Origin of the sequence: Micromonospora sp. NPDC005197 (assembly GCF_040608295.1) — a bacterium.
Classification (GTDB): domain Bacteria; phylum Actinomycetota; class Actinomycetes; order Mycobacteriales; family Micromonosporaceae; genus Micromonospora.
In genome coordinates this window covers 13,885-28,437 of sequence record NZ_JBEXHY010000042.1, presented here as the reverse complement: position 1 = coordinate 28,437, position 14,553 = coordinate 13,885, and the positions used below count along the sequence as shown (strand labels likewise).

At 71.1% G+C, this 14,553-nt stretch carries 14 protein-coding genes; 11 read left to right on the top strand and 3 right to left on the bottom strand.

The window, feature by feature from the left end; genetic code table 11:
- Positions 1–133: 133 nt before the first annotated feature.
- The 6 genes from ngcE (ABZU46_RS16335) to ABZU46_RS16310 are packed head-to-tail and all read left to right on the top strand — an operon-like array spanning position 134 to position 4,562.
- Positions 134–1,546 carry an N-acetylglucosamine/diacetylchitobiose ABC transporter substrate-binding protein gene (ngcE, locus tag ABZU46_RS16335; protein ID WP_354858406.1) on the top strand — a complete coding sequence of 471 codons (1,413 nt, stop codon included), beginning with the start codon at positions 134–136 and terminating at the stop codon, positions 1,544–1,546.
- 59 nt (positions 1,547–1,605) lie between these two features.
- Positions 1,606–2,514 carry a sugar ABC transporter permease gene (locus ABZU46_RS16330; protein ID WP_354858404.1) on the top strand — a complete coding sequence of 303 codons (909 nt, stop codon included), beginning with the start codon at positions 1,606–1,608 and terminating at the stop codon, positions 2,512–2,514.
- Positions 2,511–3,410 (top strand): carbohydrate ABC transporter permease, encoded by a 900-nt coding sequence (locus ABZU46_RS16325; RefSeq protein WP_354858401.1) that lies wholly within the window; start codon positions 2,511–2,513, stop codon positions 3,408–3,410. The genes ABZU46_RS16330 and ABZU46_RS16325 overlap by 4 nt, the downstream gene beginning before the upstream one ends.
- A 46-nt stretch (positions 3,411–3,456) precedes the next feature.
- Complete coding sequence (locus ABZU46_RS16320) at positions 3,457–3,834, top strand: glyoxalase superfamily protein (RefSeq protein ID WP_354858399.1); 378 nt, start codon at positions 3,457–3,459, stop codon at positions 3,832–3,834.
- Positions 3,827–4,147: a metalloregulator ArsR/SmtB family transcription factor gene (locus ABZU46_RS16315; protein ID WP_354858396.1), complete on the top strand. Its 321-nt coding sequence runs from the start codon at positions 3,827–3,829 to the stop codon at positions 4,145–4,147. Before ABZU46_RS16320 ends, ABZU46_RS16315 begins: the two co-directional genes overlap by 8 nt.
- Positions 4,140–4,562, top strand: coding sequence for an SRPBCC domain-containing protein (locus ABZU46_RS16310; protein ID WP_354858394.1), 423 nt, complete (start codon positions 4,140–4,142; stop codon positions 4,560–4,562). Before ABZU46_RS16315 ends, ABZU46_RS16310 begins: the two co-directional genes overlap by 8 nt.
- A gap of 198 nt (positions 4,563–4,760) precedes the next feature.
- Here the strand turns inward: ABZU46_RS16310 and ABZU46_RS16305 are convergent, their stop codons facing one another.
- Complete coding sequence (locus ABZU46_RS16305; protein ID WP_354858392.1) at positions 4,761–5,747, bottom strand: BadF/BadG/BcrA/BcrD ATPase family protein; 987 nt, start codon at positions 5,745–5,747, stop codon at positions 4,761–4,763.
- 205 nt (positions 5,748–5,952) lie between these two features.
- On the opposite strand from ABZU46_RS16305, the gene ABZU46_RS16300 reads away from it, so the two are divergent.
- From ABZU46_RS16300 to ABZU46_RS16280, 5 genes are read left to right on the top strand one after another with little or no spacing between them, the layout of a single operon-like run.
- The gene (locus ABZU46_RS16300) at positions 5,953–6,906 is read left to right on the top strand and encodes a MurR/RpiR family transcriptional regulator (RefSeq protein ID WP_354858390.1); all 954 of its coding nucleotides are present in this window, start codon (positions 5,953–5,955) and stop codon (positions 6,904–6,906) included.
- Complete coding sequence (locus ABZU46_RS16295) at positions 6,903–7,652, top strand: SIS domain-containing protein (protein ID WP_354858387.1); 750 nt, start codon at positions 6,903–6,905, stop codon at positions 7,650–7,652. Before ABZU46_RS16300 ends, ABZU46_RS16295 begins: the two co-directional genes overlap by 4 nt.
- A 26-nt stretch (positions 7,653–7,678) precedes the next feature.
- Positions 7,679–9,118, top strand: coding sequence for an N-acetylglucosamine/diacetylchitobiose ABC transporter substrate-binding protein (gene ngcE, locus ABZU46_RS16290; RefSeq protein WP_354858384.1), 1,440 nt, complete (start codon positions 7,679–7,681; stop codon positions 9,116–9,118).
- 18 nt (positions 9,119–9,136) lie between these two features.
- A complete protein-coding gene (locus ABZU46_RS16285) occupies positions 9,137–10,045 on the top strand; it encodes a sugar ABC transporter permease (protein WP_354858382.1) in 909 nt (302 codons plus the stop codon).
- Entirely contained in the window at positions 10,045–10,971 is a 927-nt protein-coding gene (locus tag ABZU46_RS16280) for a carbohydrate ABC transporter permease (RefSeq protein WP_354858380.1), read from the top strand. The genes ABZU46_RS16285 and ABZU46_RS16280 overlap by 1 nt, the downstream gene beginning before the upstream one ends.
- 4 nt (positions 10,972–10,975) lie before the next feature.
- Here ABZU46_RS16280 and ABZU46_RS16275 read toward each other — a convergent pair whose 3' ends face one another.
- Complete coding sequence (locus ABZU46_RS16275; protein ID WP_354858448.1) at positions 10,976–12,673, bottom strand: ABC transporter ATP-binding protein; 1,698 nt, start codon at positions 12,671–12,673, stop codon at positions 10,976–10,978.
- A 50-nt stretch (positions 12,674–12,723) separates the two neighbouring features.
- Positions 12,724–14,457, bottom strand: a complete 1,734-nt coding sequence (locus ABZU46_RS16270; protein ID WP_354858446.1) for an ABC transporter ATP-binding protein — start codon at positions 14,455–14,457, stop codon at positions 12,724–12,726.
- Positions 14,458–14,553: the final 96 nt, after the last annotated feature.

Here is a 14,553-nt window from a genome sequence, read left to right as displayed (position 1 = left end):
TTGAAGTCCGGGCCGGCCTGTCGTAAGAATTCTTCAGCAACAACGCGTTAACTGAAGAGAATCGACGTGCCTCGCGCGGCGGACGCCTCCCCCCACTTCCGGCGATCCGCCCGACCCGACCCGAGGAGATCTGATGAACAGGCGTGACATCCTGCGGCGCAGCGCCGCCGCCGGCCTGCTGGCCACCCCCGCCGCCGGTCTGCTGAGCGGTTGTGCGACAGGCGGCGGTGACAAGGGCGATACCGAGACCTACCAGGGCACCAAGAGCGCCGAGAACCCGCTCGGCGTGAAAGAGGATGCCCCGCTCGAGGTGGTGATCTTCGGCGGCGGGTTCGGTGAGGAGTACGCCAAGGCTCACGAGGCCATGTACACCGAGAAGTACCCGAAGGCGAAGATTAAGCACTCCGCCACCCAGGAGATCAGCAAGACCCTTCAGCCGCGCTTCGTCGACGGCACGCCACCCGACGTGGTCAACAACTCCGGCGCCAGCCAGATCGACTTCAACGGCCTGGTCAGCCAGAACGCCATCGCCGACCTGGGCGAGCTGCTCGCCGCGCCGAGCCTCGACGTGCCCGGCAAGACCGTCAAGGACACCCTGCTGCCCGGCGCGGTGGAGGTCGGCTCGTACGACGGCACGTTCCTGGTGCTCAACTACACCTACACCGCCTACGGCATCTGGTACTCGGAGAAGCTGTTCACCGAACGCAAGTGGGAGTACGCCAAGACCTGGGACGACCACATCGCGCAGTGCAAGCAGATCAAGGCGGCCGGCATCGCCCCCTGGACGTACGCGGGCCTGCACCCGCGCTACATGAGCTGGCCGCTGATCGCCACCGCGATCAAGCTCGGCGGGCCGTCGGTGGCGACCGCGATCGACAACCTGGAGCCGAACGCCTGGAAGTCCGACTCGATGCGGACCGCCGCCGACGCGTGGCACCAGATCGTCAAGGACAAGTTCATCCTGGAGGGCTCGCCCGGCCTGGACCACAAGCAGTCGCAGACCGCCTGGTGCCAGGGCAAGGCCGCCTTCATCTCCTGCGGTTCCTGGTTGGAGAGCGAGCAGAAGGACGTCACGCCGGCCGGGTTCAACATGACCATCGCGCCCACCCCCAGCCTGGGCAGCGGCGACAAGCTGCCGTTCGAGGCGATCCGGGGCACCGCGGGCGAGCCGTTCATGGTGCCGGCCAAGGCCCGCAACGTCGCCGGTGGTCTGGAGTACTTCCGGACCATGCTGTCGCGCAAGGGCGCGCAGGACTTCACCAAGAAGGTTGCCAGCCTCACCGTGGTCGCCGGCGCCACCGAGGGCGTCGAGCTGCCGTACGGGCTCAAGACCGTGGTCAAGGCACTCGACGCGTCCGGGGCCAACGGCTTCAACTGGGTCTACAACAACTACTACCGCAAGCTGGAGCGCAACCTCGTCGACGCGGCGTGCGGCGAGTTCTTCAGCGGCCGGATCGGCCCGGCGGAGTTCCTCGACCAGTGCCAGAAGGGCGCCGACTCGATCGCCCAGGACAGCTCGATCAAGAAGTACAAGCGAGCGGCTTGACAGCCCGGCCGGTGGGGGCGAGCGCGCCCCCACCGGTCGCACTCCGGGAGAGGTCCACCGTGAAACATGGCAAGTGGCCGCTGATCGTCACGTTCCTGGTGCCGCCGGTGCTGCTGTACGTCTTCTTCGTCGTCTCGCCGTACCTGCAGGCGTTCCAGATCTCCACCACCGACTGGCTCGGCTACTCGGCCGACGCCAACCAGGTCGGGCTGGCGAACTTCACGGCGCTGTGGCACGACGACTACGTGTGGAACGCGCTGAAGAACAACGTGATCCTGCTGGCCCTGGTGCCCGTGCTGACCATCGGGTTCGGGCTCTTCTTCGCCACCATGCTCGCCCTGGGCGGGCGCCGGGGCCGCGCCGGAGTCACCGGGGTCCGCGGTGGCGCGTTCTACCGCACCGTGTACTTCTTCCCGCAGGTGCTCTCCGTGGTGATCATCGCGCTGCTGTTCAAGGAGGTCTACCACCCCAACAAGGGGCTGTTGACCAGCGCGCTGCACGCCGTCGGCCTGCCCGCGCCGACCTGGCTCGGCGACCCGGCGACCGCCTTCTGGTGTGTGCTGGCGGTGATGGTGTGGAGCAACGTCGGCTTCTACGTCGTCCTGTTCGGCGCCGCGATGTCGGCCGTGCCGAAGGAGATCTACGAGGCGGTGCTGCTCGACGGCGCGTCCCGGTTCACCACGCTGCGGCGGATCACCCTGCCGCTGCTCTGGGACACCGTGCAGGTCGCCTGGGTCTACCTGGCCATCTTCGCCCTGGACGGGTTCATCCTCGTGCAGCTCATGACCAACGGCGGACCGAACTTCTCCACCGACGTGATCGGCGTACGGATGTACGACACCGCCTTCGGCAGCGAGACCAAGTTCGGCTACGCCTCGGCGATCGGCGTGGTGATGTTCTTCCTGACCCTCTCGGTGGCGGTGCTGTCGCTGCGGGTCGGCCGGCGCGATCGGATCGAGTACTCGTGACCACACTGGACCAGCCCACCGCCGCCGCGCCGACGCCGACCCCGGGTCGGGACCGTCCCGTCCGCCGGGAATTCGGCGTCGCCAACGCCCTCTCGCACGGCTTCCTGCTGCTCTGGGGCCTGCTCACCGTCCTGCCGCTGCTGTGGATGTTCCTCAGCTCGTTCAAGACCAACGGCGAGATCCTGGCCGACCCGTGGGGGCTGCCCGCGTCGCTGAGCTGGGACAACTGGGCGCGCGCGTGGACCGGGGCGCACATCGGCCGGTACTTCCTCAACAGCCTCGTGGTGGTCACCGGCTCGGTCAGCCTCACCATGCTGATGGGCGCCGCCGCCGCGTACGTCTTCGCCCGGTACGAGTTCCGCGGCCGGCAGATCGTCTACTACCTGTTCGTCGGCGGCCTCATGTTCCCGGTGTTCCTCGCCCTGGTGCCGCTGTTCTTCGTGGTCCGCAACGCCGGCCTCTTCGGCACCTGGACGGGACTGATCCTGGTGTACGCGGCCTACTCGCTGCCGTTCACGGTGTTCTTCCTGACCGCGTTCTTCCGGACCCTATCGACCTCGGTGGCCGAGGCGGCCATGGTCGACGGCTGCGGTCACTTCCGGCTCTTCTTCCGGGTGATGCTCCCGATGGCGCGTCCGGGACTGATCAGTGTGGCGATCTTCAACTTCCTCAGTCACTGGAACCAGTTCCTGCTGCCGCAGGTGCTGATGCAGGGCGACGAGTCCAAGTGGATGCTCGCCCAGGGGCTGTTCGCGTTGTCGGTCAGTCAGGGCTACGCGGGGGACTACGCTCGGCTCTTCGCCGGGTTGAGTATCGCGGTGCTGCCGGTGCTGGCGATCTACGTGGCCTTCCAGCGGCAGGTCCAGGCCGGCCTGACCGCGGGCCAGCTCAAGTAGGGTGTCGGCTTGACCGGTAGGAAATCTCCTACCTATTGTGGTCGGCATGACCGTGACCCACGTGCAACTACTCTCCGTACCCGTCACCGACCAGGATCGGGCCCGGGACTTCTACGTCGACGTCCTCGGGTTCGACCTGGTCCGGGACAACCCGATGGGCCCCGACGGCGGGCGCTGGGTGCAGGTGGCGCCCCCGGGCGCCGCCACCGCCCTCACCCTGGTCACCTGGTTCCCGACCATGCCGCCCGGGTCCCTCAAGGGCCTGGTGCTGGAGACCGACGACCTGGACGCGGACGTCGCCCGGCTACGGGAGCGGGGGGTCGACTTCGCCAACGGGGGCATCCAGTCCGCCCCCTGGGGCCGGTACGCCACCTTCGACGACCCCGACGGCAACGGCATCGTCCTCCAGGCGACCCGTGTCTGAGTCGGCCGTCTTCGCGGCGCTGGCCAACCCGACCCGGCGTGAGCTGCTGCGGCTGCTGCGCGACGGCGGGCAGCAGCCGGTGCAGCGGCTCGCCGAGCACTTCGACATGCGCCGGCCGAGCCTGTCCGAGCACCTCAAGGTGCTCAAGGAGGCCGGCCTGGTGGTCGAGCGGCCGGTCGGACGGCAGCGGCTGTACGCGCTCCGGCCGGAGCCGCTGCAGGAGGTCGCCGACTGGCTCAGCCCGTACGAAGCGTACTGGCGCGGTCGACTCGGGGCGCTGCGCGACGTGCTGGACGAGCTTGACGATGAGTGAGCGCGGCACCATCCGGGTGGACCAGTTCCTGCCGCACCCGCCGGCCAAGGTCTGGCGAGTGCTGACCGATCCTGATCTCATCGCGCGCTGGCTGATGCGGACCGACTTCGTGCCGGTCGTCGGCCACCGGTTCACCTTTCGCACCGACCCGCGCCCCGGGTTCGACGGCATCGTGCACTGCGAGGTGCTCGACCTGGACCCGCAACGCCTGCTGTGCTGGTCCTGGCGCGGCGGATCGCTGGACACCGTGGTGACCTGGACCCTCGTCGCCGAGGGGCGCGGCACCCGGCTGTTCCTCGAACACTCCGGCTTCGACCCGGACGACCCGCTCCAGCAGCGTACCTACGCCCTGCTCGACGGCGGCTGGCGCTCGCACGTCTGGCGCCGCCTCACCACGGTCCTCGACGCCCTCTAGCCCCGCGCCCGCATCGCGCCCCGCGCGGACATGTCGCGCTCGATCCTCGAACGAGTCCCTTCGTCGCGGCGGGAGGCACTACTTCCTGGATCGGGCGCGATCTTGCCCGTCGCAGCGACGCGTCGTCGCCGGCGCGTGTCGCGGCGAGGTGGCGTGTGGCTGGGGCGCGGTGGGCGCCGGCGGGGCGCGATGGGGTGGTCAGGGAGCGGGGAAGAGGCGGGCGTGCAGGGCGGCCGGGTCGGTCAGCTCGGGCAGTTCGCGGGCGGCGAGCCAGGCCGCGGCGGCGGCCCCGTCACCGGCGGTGCTCAGGGGCGCGGACGGCCAGCGTCGGCCGATCTCGGCGCGGACGGCGGTGGCCAGCGGGGTGTCCGCGGTGAGCAGCCCGCCGCCGAGCACGACCGGCGTCGTCGCCCCGGCGAGACGGATCCGGCCGACGCTCCCGGCGAGGTGGGTGGCGGCCTCGGCGATCAGCGCGGTGGCGACCGGTTCGCCGTCGGTCGCGGCGGTGACGACCAGTGGCGCCAGCCGGGCCAGGTCGATCGGCGGCCGGCGGGTGACCGCCTGGATCGTGGCGTCGACGGTGTCGCGGGGGCGGGGAGCGACGTCGGCGCTGCCCACCAGGTCGGTGAGCACCGCCGCGCCCAGCGTGCCCGGCGCGTGGCCGGCGTCCAGGTCGGCGAGGAGCCGGCGGACCGCCTCGCGGCCGAGCCAGAAGCCCGACCCGGCGTCGCCGAGCAGCCAGCCGTGGCCGTCGGCGGTCCGGTCGAGTCGCAGGTCGACGACCTGCGCGGTGATCGCGCCGGTGCCGGCGATGAGCACCGTCCCGTCGGGCTCGGCGGTGCCGGAGGCGTAGGCGACCAGGGCGTCGCCGTGTACGGCGTACGGGCAGCGCAGGCCGGCGTCGTGCCAGGCCCGGTCGAAGGCGGCCCGTCCGGCGGGGTCGGCGAGCAGCCGGGCTGCGCCGGCCAGCCCGATGGTGCCGGCGGCCACCCGGCTCGGGTCGACGTCGGCGAGCGCGGCGCGCAGCGCGGTCGACAGTTCGGCTGCGGCCCGTTCGGCGCCGTGGCTGGTGGGGTTGCCGCCGCCGGCTCGGCCGGTGCCGAGGCGTTCGCCGGCGAGGGTCAGGGCGGTCGCCCGGGTGGACGTACCCCCGACGTCGAGACCGACCACGACGGTGTCGGACATCGGCACGGGCCTCCTTGCGCTGCGCGGTGCTGGGCCTGTTCATGCTGGTCGGCGCCGCCGCGGAGGGCAACTTCGGGCCGGCGCGGAGGGCTGTGCGCCAGGTAACAGTTTGAAAACTTCGCCCACAGTCTTGACACAGAGGGCCGTTCAGTAAGAACTTTTACCACTAACAGTTAACAGTCTTTTCGGAAAGGTGAGGCGACCCATGGTTGATCACGAGGTGGACACCGTCGCGGGGACCGCGGTGGTCGACGCCCACGTGACCGACCGGAGGAACTCACCCTCCGACGGGGTGCTGGCCCGGGTGCGCAACGGGCTCGCCGAGCTGACCGGCGCGCTGCGCCGCGTCGCCGAGCACGTCCTCAGCGACCCGGAGGCCGCCGCGCGCTCCACCATTGTGGAGCTTGCCGAGCGCAGTGGCACCTCGCCGGCGACCATCACCCGCTTCTGCCGGGCGATGGGCTTCGAGGGGTACGCCGACCTGCGGCTGGGCATCGCCGCTGAGACCGGCCGGGCCCGCCTGGCCGGCTGGACCGTCGACATCGGCCGCGAGATCCAGCCCACCGACCCCCTCGCGCGGGTGCTCGACCAGATCATGGCGGCCGACACCCGGGCCATGCACGACACCGCCGCGCTGCTCGACCTCGGCGAGGTGGAACGCGCCGCGGTGGCCATCGCCGGCGCCAGCCGGGTGAACATCTTCGGCGCCAGCGGCAGCGCCCTGGTCGGCGAGGAGATGCAGTTCAGCCTGCACCGCATCGGGGTGGCCGCCTGGGCCTGGAGCGACGTGCACGAGGGGCTGGCCAGTGCCGCGCTGCTCGGCGTCGGCGACGTCGCGCTCGGCATCTCGCACACCGGCCAGACCCGCGAGACGATCGAGATGCTCGCCGAGGCGGGCAGCCGGGGCGCCACCACTCTCGCCCTCACCGGTTTTCCCCGCTCACCGCTGGCCGAGCTGGCCGACATCGTGCTGCTCACCGCCAGCCAGGCCACCACCTTCCGGCCGGACGCCCTCTCCGCCCGCCACCCGCAACTGGTGGTGCTCGACCTGCTCTACATCGCCGTCGCCCAGCGCACCCACGACCGCGCCCACGCGGCCTTCCGGCGCACCGCGCAGGCCGTCGACGGGCACAAGGCCGCGAAAGGGGCCCTCTCATGATCAGTGCCCAGGGGTACGCGGACGCCGTCCGCCCGGTGCTCGACCGCCTGCTCGACTCGGAGGCCGACGGGATCACCCGGGCCGCCGACCTGATCGCCGACAGCCTGCGCGCCGGCGGCGTGCTCCAGGCGTTCGGCGCCGGGCACTCCGAGGCGTTCGCCGCCGAGCTGGTCGCCCGCGCCGGTGGGCTGGTCCCCACCAACCGGCTCTCGGTACGGGACCTGGTGGTGCACGGCGACGCCCCGCGCGACGTGCTCGCCGACCCCAAGCTGGAACGCGACCCCTCCATCGCCCACCAGATCTACGCCCTCGCGGCGCCCCAGCCGCGCGACGTGTTCGTGGTGGCGTCCCAGTCCGGCATCAACGGCTCGGTGGTCGAGCTGGCGGCGCTGGTCACCGAGCGCGGTCACCCGTTGATCGCGGTCACCTCGGTCGAGCACACCGCGCGGGTGGCGCCACGGCACCCGTCCGGTCAACGGCTCGCCGACCTCGCCGACGTCGTGCTGGACAACGGCGCGCCGTACGGTGACGCACTGCTGCCGCTCGAGGGCGGCGGCGCGGTCTGTGCGGTCTCCTCGGTCACCACCGCGCTGCTGGCGCAGTTGCTGACCGCTGAGGTCGTACGACGGTTCCATCAGGCCGGGGAGGTACCCCCTATCTACCTCTCCGCCAACGTCCCCGGCGGGGACGAGCACAACAACGCCCTCGAGTCGCGGTACGCCGGGCGTCTCCGGCGCACCGCCTGACCCGAATTCCACAAGGAGAGACGACGATGTCGATTACCCCCGAGCACCCGGCCGCACTCGACCGTCGCACGGTGCTGCGTCGCGCCGCCGCCGTGGGCATGCTCGCCACTCCGGCCATCGGCCTGCTCAGCGCCTGCGCGACGAGCAGCGGCGGTGACAAGGACAACGAGAAGGCCGCCGAAGGCACCAAGAGCGCGACCAACCCGCTGGGCGTCAAGGAGGACGCCCCCATCGAGGTGATCATCTTCAACGGCGGCTACGGCGAGAAGTACGCCACCGACGTGCACGAGCCGCTCTACAAGAAGGCGTTCCCCAAGGCGGAGATCAAGCACCAGTCCACGCAGGCCATCTCCACCGTGCTCCAGCCGCGGTTCGCGTCCGGCAACCCGCCGGAGTTCGTGAACAACTCGGGCGAGAAGCTGATGGACTTCGGCGCGCTGGTCGCCGACGGTCAGCTCCAGGACCTCACCGAGCTGTGGGACGCCCCGTCGGTCGACGACCCGGCCAAGAAGGTCCGCGACACCGTGGTGCCGGGCACCGTCGAGGCGGGCTCGTTCAACGGCAAGCCGTACGTGCTGTACTACGTCTCCACCGTCTTCGGCATCTGGTACTCGGCCAAGCTGTTCAAGGACAACGGCTGGGCGCCGGCGAAGACCTGGGACGACTTCATCAAGCTGCTCACCGCCATCAAGGCCAAGGGCATCACGCCGTACGGCTACGCCGGGGCGAACGCGGCGTACTACCAGTGGAACGTGATCCTCACCCAGGCCGCCAAGATCGGTGGCGTGGAGGTGCTGAAGAACATCGACAACCTGGAGGACGGCGCCTGGAAGCAGGACGCGGTCAAGCAGGCGGCCACGGCGTGGGCCGAGGTCGGGGCGAAGTTCAGCGACAAGAGCTTCGAGGGGCTCAAGCACACCGACGTGCAGCTGCGGCAGAACCAGTACAAGGTGGCCCTGTACCCCAGCGGTGACTGGCTGGAGGGCGAGCAGAAGCAGGACACCCCGGCCGGCTTCGACTACCAGCTCATGCCGGTGCCGAGCCTCACCGCGTCGGACAAGCTGCCGGCCACCGCGCTGCGGGCCACCGCGGGCGAGGGCTACTTCGTCTCGGCGAAGAGCAAGAACCCCAAGGGCGGCCTGGAGTACATGCGCCAGATGCTGTCCACGGCGGGCGCGAAGGGCTTCACCGAGGTGGTCAAGGCCCCGACCGTGGTCACCGCCGGCTCGGAGGGCTTCGCCTTCCCGCCCGGTGTGGCCAGCTCGCAGGCCGCGCTCAAGGCGGCCGGGCAGGACGTGTTCAACCTGTACTTCGACGGCTGGTACAAGGAGCTCGACACCGAGGCGCGCAGCGCCACGAACGAGCTGATGTTCGGCCGGATCAACGCGGACGCCTTCGTGGAGCGGATCCAGAAGCGCGCCGACGCGATCAAGAAGGACAGCTCGGTCGCCAAGTTCAAGCGCTGATCGATCGGAGCTAGGGTCATGCGGCACGGCAAGTATCCATTCGTGATCGGGTTCCTGTTCGCCCCGGTCGCGCTGTACGTGACATTCGTGATCTGGCCGTACGCCCAGGCGTTCCAGATCTCGATGACCAACTGGCGAGGGCTCTCCGCCCCGCAGTGGGTGGGCTTCGACAACTACCGGAAGCTGCTCGACGACGGCGCCTTCTGGAAGGCGGTCCAGCACCACGGCGTACTGCTGCTTGCCCTGCCGCTGATCACCATCGCCATCGCATTGTTCTTCGCCTTCCTGCTCAACGTGGGTGGCAAGAGCAGTGGCGGGCAACGCCAGGGAGTCTGGGGGGCGAAGTTCTACCGGGTGGTGTTCTTCTTCCCCCAGGTCCTGGCGGTGGCGATCATCGCGGTGCTGTTCCAGATGGTCTACCGGCCGAACGAGTCGGGTCTGATCAACGGTGTGCTGATGAAGCTCGGCCTGGATCCGATCCTCTTCCTGGTCAAGCCGAACCTGGCCCTCTGGTCGATCCTCGCGGTGCTGGTCTGGCAGGCCGTCGGCTTCTACGTGGTGCTCTTCTCGGCCGGGATGGCCTCCATTCCGGGCGAGATCTACGAGGCCGCGGAGATGGACGGGGCGAGCAGGGTGACCCTGTTCTTCCGGGTCACCCTGCCGCTGCTCTGGGACACCCTCCAGGTCGCGTGGGTCTATCTGGGCATCGCGGCGTTCGACGCGTTCGCCATCGTGGCCGTGCTCTCGGTCGACGGTGGTGGCCCGGACGGCGCCACCACCGTGCTGGCCATGGAGATCTACCGCAACGCGTTCGTCTACTCGAAGTACGGTTACGCCTCCGCAATGGGCGTGGCGCTGTTCTTCCTCACCCTCACGTTCGCGGCGCTGACGCTGCGGCTCACCAAGCGGGAAAGCGTGGAGTACTGATGAACCCGCAGTCGACGCTGCCGCCGACGCCGGCGGCCCTACCGCCGAAGACCGGCGACCCGTCGCCCTCCGGCCGACGCGGCAAGGGCCCCCGCTCGGAGGTGCGGCTCTTCGCCGGCCTGGGACACATCGCGCTCGCCGTGTGGGCGGTGATCGTGATCGTGCCGATCCTCTGGACCTTCCTCGCCGCATTCAAGAACACCAGCGAGATCTTCAGCAGCCCGTGGACGCTCCCGGCGGAGCTGCGGTGGGAGAACTTCGGCCGGGCGTGGACCAAGGCGCACGTCGGCCGGTACTTCCTCAACAGCGTCCTCGTGGTCTCGTGCAGCACCTTCGGCACCATGCTGCTCGGCTCGATGGCGGCGTACGTGCTGGCGCGGTACCGGTTCTGGGGCAACCGGGCGATCTACTACCTGTTCGTCTCGGGGCTGGCGTTCCCGGTCTTCCTCGCCCTGGTGCCGCTCTTCTTCGTGGTGAAGCAGTTGGGCATGCTGGACACCTACCAGGGCGTGGTGCTGGTCTACATCGCGTACTCGCTGCCGTTCACGATCTTCTTCCTGGCCGCGTTCTTCAAGACGCTGCCGAGTTCGGTGGCCGAGGCGGGGATGATCGACGGCTGCGGGCACACCCGGCTGTTCTTCAAGGTCATGATGCCGATGGCGAAGCCGGGTCTGATCAGCGTGGCGATCTTCAACATCATCGGGCAGTGGGCGCAGTACCAGCTCCCGTTGGTGCTGCTCTCCAACGCCAAGGACAAGTGGGTGCTCACCCAGGGCATCGCCGACATCTCGGTCAACGCCGGCTACGAGGCGGACTGGTCCGGGTTGTTCGCCGCGCTGACCATCGCCATCCTCCCGATGATCATCGTGTACGCGGTCTTCCAGCGTCAGATCCAGGCCGGCCTCACCTCCGGCGCGGTCAAGTAGGCCGTCACCTCTGGCGCTCGTCGGCGTGGGCGTGCCACGAGCGCCAGAGGGCGGCGTACGCCCCGCCGGCCGCGACGAGGTCGTCGTGACTGCCGATCTCGGTGATCCGGCCGTCCGCCAGGACGGCCACCCGGTCGGCGTCGTGGGCGGTGTTGAGCCGGTGCGCGATGGCGATGACGGTCCGCCCGACGAGCACGGCGGCCAGGGCCCGCTCGGTCCGCCGAGCGGTGCTCGGGTCGAGCGCCGCGGTCGCCTCGTCCAGGATCAGCGTGTGCGGGTCGGCGAGCAGCAGGCGGGCCAGCGCCAGTTGCTGGGCCTCGGCCGCGCCGAGCTGCCGGGCGCCGTCGCCGAGCGCGGTGTCCAGACCCTCGGGTAGCTCGTCGTACCAGTCGGCGCCCACAGTGGCCAGCGCGGCGCGCATCTGCTCGTCCGAGGCGTCCGGTGCGGCGAACGCGAGGTTGTCGCGTACCGAGCCGATGAAGACGTGGTGCTCCTGGGTGACCAGGGCGATCCGCCGCCGGCGTTCGGCCGGGTCCAGGTCGGTGACCGGGCAGCCGCCGATGCTGACGACGCCCCGCCGTGGCGCGTCGATGCCGGCCAGCAGCCGGGCCAGGGTCGACTTGCCGGCGCCCGACGGGCCGACGACCGCCAGCCGTTCGCCGGGCCGCACCTCCAGGTCGATGCCGTGCAGCACGTCGTGCCCGTCGGCGTACGAGAACCGCGCCTCGCGCACGACGAGCCGCTCGCCCCGCGAGGTGGCCGTGGTCCCCGGCGGCTCCGGTGGGACCAGCCCGACGCCGAGCACCCGGGCGTACGACGCGAAGCCGCGCTGTGCCTGCTCCGTCCACTGCAACAGCCGGTCCAGCGGGTCGATGGCCTGCTGGAGGTAGAGCGCGGCGGCGACCACCGCGCCGAGCGAGACCCGGTCGGCGGCGAACAGGTAGCCGCCGACGAGCAGGACCATGGCGACGGGCAGCGGATAGCTGGCCTCCACCACCGAGAAGAACACGGTCCGCAGCGCGAGGGTCGCCCGGCGGGCCTGCCACACCCGGGTGACGCGGGTGGTGCCGTGCCGGATCCGGTCGTCGGCCAGCCGCAGCGCCTCGACCGTGCGGGCCCCCTCGGCGGTGGTGGTCAACGCCTCGGTCAACTCGGCCGCCTGGGCGCCCTCGGTGAGGTACGCGGAGCTGGCCCGACGCAGGTACCACCGGGTCACCGCCACGATCGACGGCAGCCCGGCCAGCGCCGCGACCCCGAGCAGTGGATGCAGCAGGAAGACCGCCCCGAACAGCAACGTCAACTGCACCGAGGCGATGACGATGGTGGGCACCACGTCCCGGACGGTGGTCCCGACCGTCGCCACGTCGACCGAGCTGCGAGTGGCCAGGTCCCCGGAGCCGGCGCGCTCGACGACCGACACCGGCAGCCCGAGGGTCCGGGAGACGAACTCCTCGCGCAGCTCGGCGACGGCCCGTTCACCGAAGCGGTGGCCGGCGTACTGGGCGTAGCGGGAGAGCAGGGCGCTGACCAGGACACAGCCGGCGATCGCCAGTGCCAGCCGGTCCACTGTGGCCACGCCGGCGCCGGCGGTGACCCGGTCGACGATGGCGCCCAACAGCCAGGGCGGGGCGAGGCCGGCGACCGCGGCGGCGCTGTGCAGCGCCAGCACGACGCCGACGGCCCGGCGATGCCGGTTGATCATGTCCCGGAGGGCACGGCGTACGGTGCCGCGGTCCGCGATCGGCAGCCGGGTCACCGGTACGCCTCCTCGGCGTCGGCGGGCCGCTCGGCCGCCGGATCGTCGCTGCCCCGGGCCACCAGGTGCCGGTAGCCCGGGTCGTGGTCGAGCAGGTTCTCGTGGCTGCCGGTGGCGGTGATCCGGCCTCCGCTCAGGTGCGCGACCACATCGGCGCGGCCGAGCAGCAGCGGCGACGTGGCGAGCACCACGGTGGTCAGCCCCGCCCGAGCGGTCCGCAGCCGCTCGGCGATCCGCGCCTCGGTGTGCGCGTCCACGGCCGAGGTCGGGTCCACGAGGATCAGCACTTCCGGCTCGGCGAGCAGCGCCCGGGCCAGGCGTACCCGTTGGCGTTGCCCGCCGGAGAGCGTCCGGGCCCGGGCGTCCAGCGGGGTGTCCAGCCCGGCCGGGAGGGCGTCGACGATGTCGTCGGCCGACGCGGTCCGCAGGGCGGCGCCGAGCCGTTCGTCGTCGGTCCCGGGGCGCAGGACGTCGCGCAGCGTCCCGGCGAAGAGGTACGAGTCGTGGTCGGCGACCAGGATCCGGGCACGGACCTCGTCCAGGGCGACCCGGGTCAGCGGTAGGCCACCCCAGGTGGTGTCGCTGACGACGTACCGGCCCAGCCGGTCGGCCAGCGCCACGGCCGCCGCCGGGTCGTCCGCGGCCACCGCGGTCAGCCGGCCGGCGCGTACGGTCAGCCCGGTCACCGGGTCGTGCAGGTCGGCGGGGCCGTTCGGCGCGGCCACCGCGTGCGGGTGGCGCGCGTCGGGGACGGCGGACGGCCACCGGCGACCCGGCCCGCCGACGTCGTCCGGGGTGAGCCGGAGCAGGTCGGTGATCCGCCGGGCGGCGACCCGACCCCGGATCAGCTGGTGGCTGCCCTCCAGGAGAAACCAGACCGGCACGATCAGGCTCGCGACGATGCCGTAGACGGCGACGAGTTCACCGACGCTGACGGTGCCGCTGACCACCATCCGGGCCGTGAGCCACACCACCGCCGCCAGGAACAGGCCGGGGATGGCGACGGTCGCCGCGTCGATCCAGCTGACGACCGCGCCGACGCGGTAGCCCTCGGCGCGCAGGTCCGCAGAGCGGGCCGCGTACCGTCGGGCGAAGAGATCCCGGCCGCCCACCCCGGCCAGCACGCGCAGCCCGGCCACGATGTCGCCGGACCGGGCGGTGAGCGCGCCCTGCTGCCTCCGGTAGATCGACTCCGCCCGTTCCAGTCGGCGCAGCAGCGGCCCGACGACCAGCGCGACCGCCGGCATACCCACCAGCACGCAGAGCGCGAGCAGCGGTGAGATCGACCAGAGCACCACGGCGATGACCCCGTACGCGACGATCGCGCCGACCCCCGGCCCGGTCAGTGTCAGCACCTGCGCCGACCAGTCGATGTCGGAACCGCCCACGGTGGCGACCTCACCGGCGGCGGAACGGCGGGGCAGCGCCGCGCCGACCCGGGACAGCTGACGCAGCAGCACCTCCGCCGAGCGGGCCTTGGCGTCTTCCCGGATGAAGGTCATCGTGCGGTGTCGCATGATGCCCAGGTACGACAACGCCACCCCCGCCACGACGATCGCCACGACCCACAGGGCCAGGGCGCGGCTGTCGCGGGCGCGCAGGCCGTCGTCGACGGCGCGGGCGATCAGGTAGGGCCGGGCCGAGAGCCCGACCATCCAGGCCGTGCCGAGCAGGCTGCCGCGCAGCACCCGCCAGGGCTGGCACCGGACCAGCCACCACAGGTACCGCATCGGACCGCGGGTGTCGGGGGTGCCGGGGTCGGAGTGTGGGATCTGGGGAGGCACCTGGCCACGCTATCGAGCACCGGGCCGACGCACCGACCTGTT

Coding starts and splice junctions, on each gene's coding strand:
- ABZU46_RS16280 (WP_354858380.1), top strand. CDS start 10,045: ATGAACCCGCAGTCGACGCTGCCGCCGACGCCGGCGGCCCTACCGCCG.
- ABZU46_RS16285 (WP_354858382.1), top strand. CDS start 9,137: ATGCGGCACGGCAAGTATCCATTCGTGATCGGGTTCCTGTTCGCCCCG.
- ABZU46_RS16310 (WP_354858394.1), top strand. CDS start 4,140: ATGAGTGAGCGCGGCACCATCCGGGTGGACCAGTTCCTGCCGCACCCG.
- ABZU46_RS16300 (WP_354858390.1), top strand. CDS start 5,953: ATGGTTGATCACGAGGTGGACACCGTCGCGGGGACCGCGGTGGTCGAC.
- ngcE (WP_354858406.1), top strand. CDS start 134: ATGAACAGGCGTGACATCCTGCGGCGCAGCGCCGCCGCCGGCCTGCTG.
- ngcE (WP_354858384.1), top strand. CDS start 7,679: ATGTCGATTACCCCCGAGCACCCGGCCGCACTCGACCGTCGCACGGTG.
- ABZU46_RS16305 (WP_354858392.1), bottom strand. CDS start 5,747: ATGTCCGACACCGTCGTGGTCGGTCTCGACGTCGGGGGTACGTCCACC.
- ABZU46_RS16295 (WP_354858387.1), top strand. CDS start 6,903: ATGATCAGTGCCCAGGGGTACGCGGACGCCGTCCGCCCGGTGCTCGAC.
- ABZU46_RS16270 (WP_354858446.1), bottom strand. CDS start 14,457: ATGCGGTACCTGTGGTGGCTGGTCCGGTGCCAGCCCTGGCGGGTGCTG.
- ABZU46_RS16275 (WP_354858448.1), bottom strand. CDS start 12,673: ATGATCAACCGGCATCGCCGGGCCGTCGGCGTCGTGCTGGCGCTGCAC.
- ABZU46_RS16320 (WP_354858399.1), top strand. CDS start 3,457: ATGACCGTGACCCACGTGCAACTACTCTCCGTACCCGTCACCGACCAG.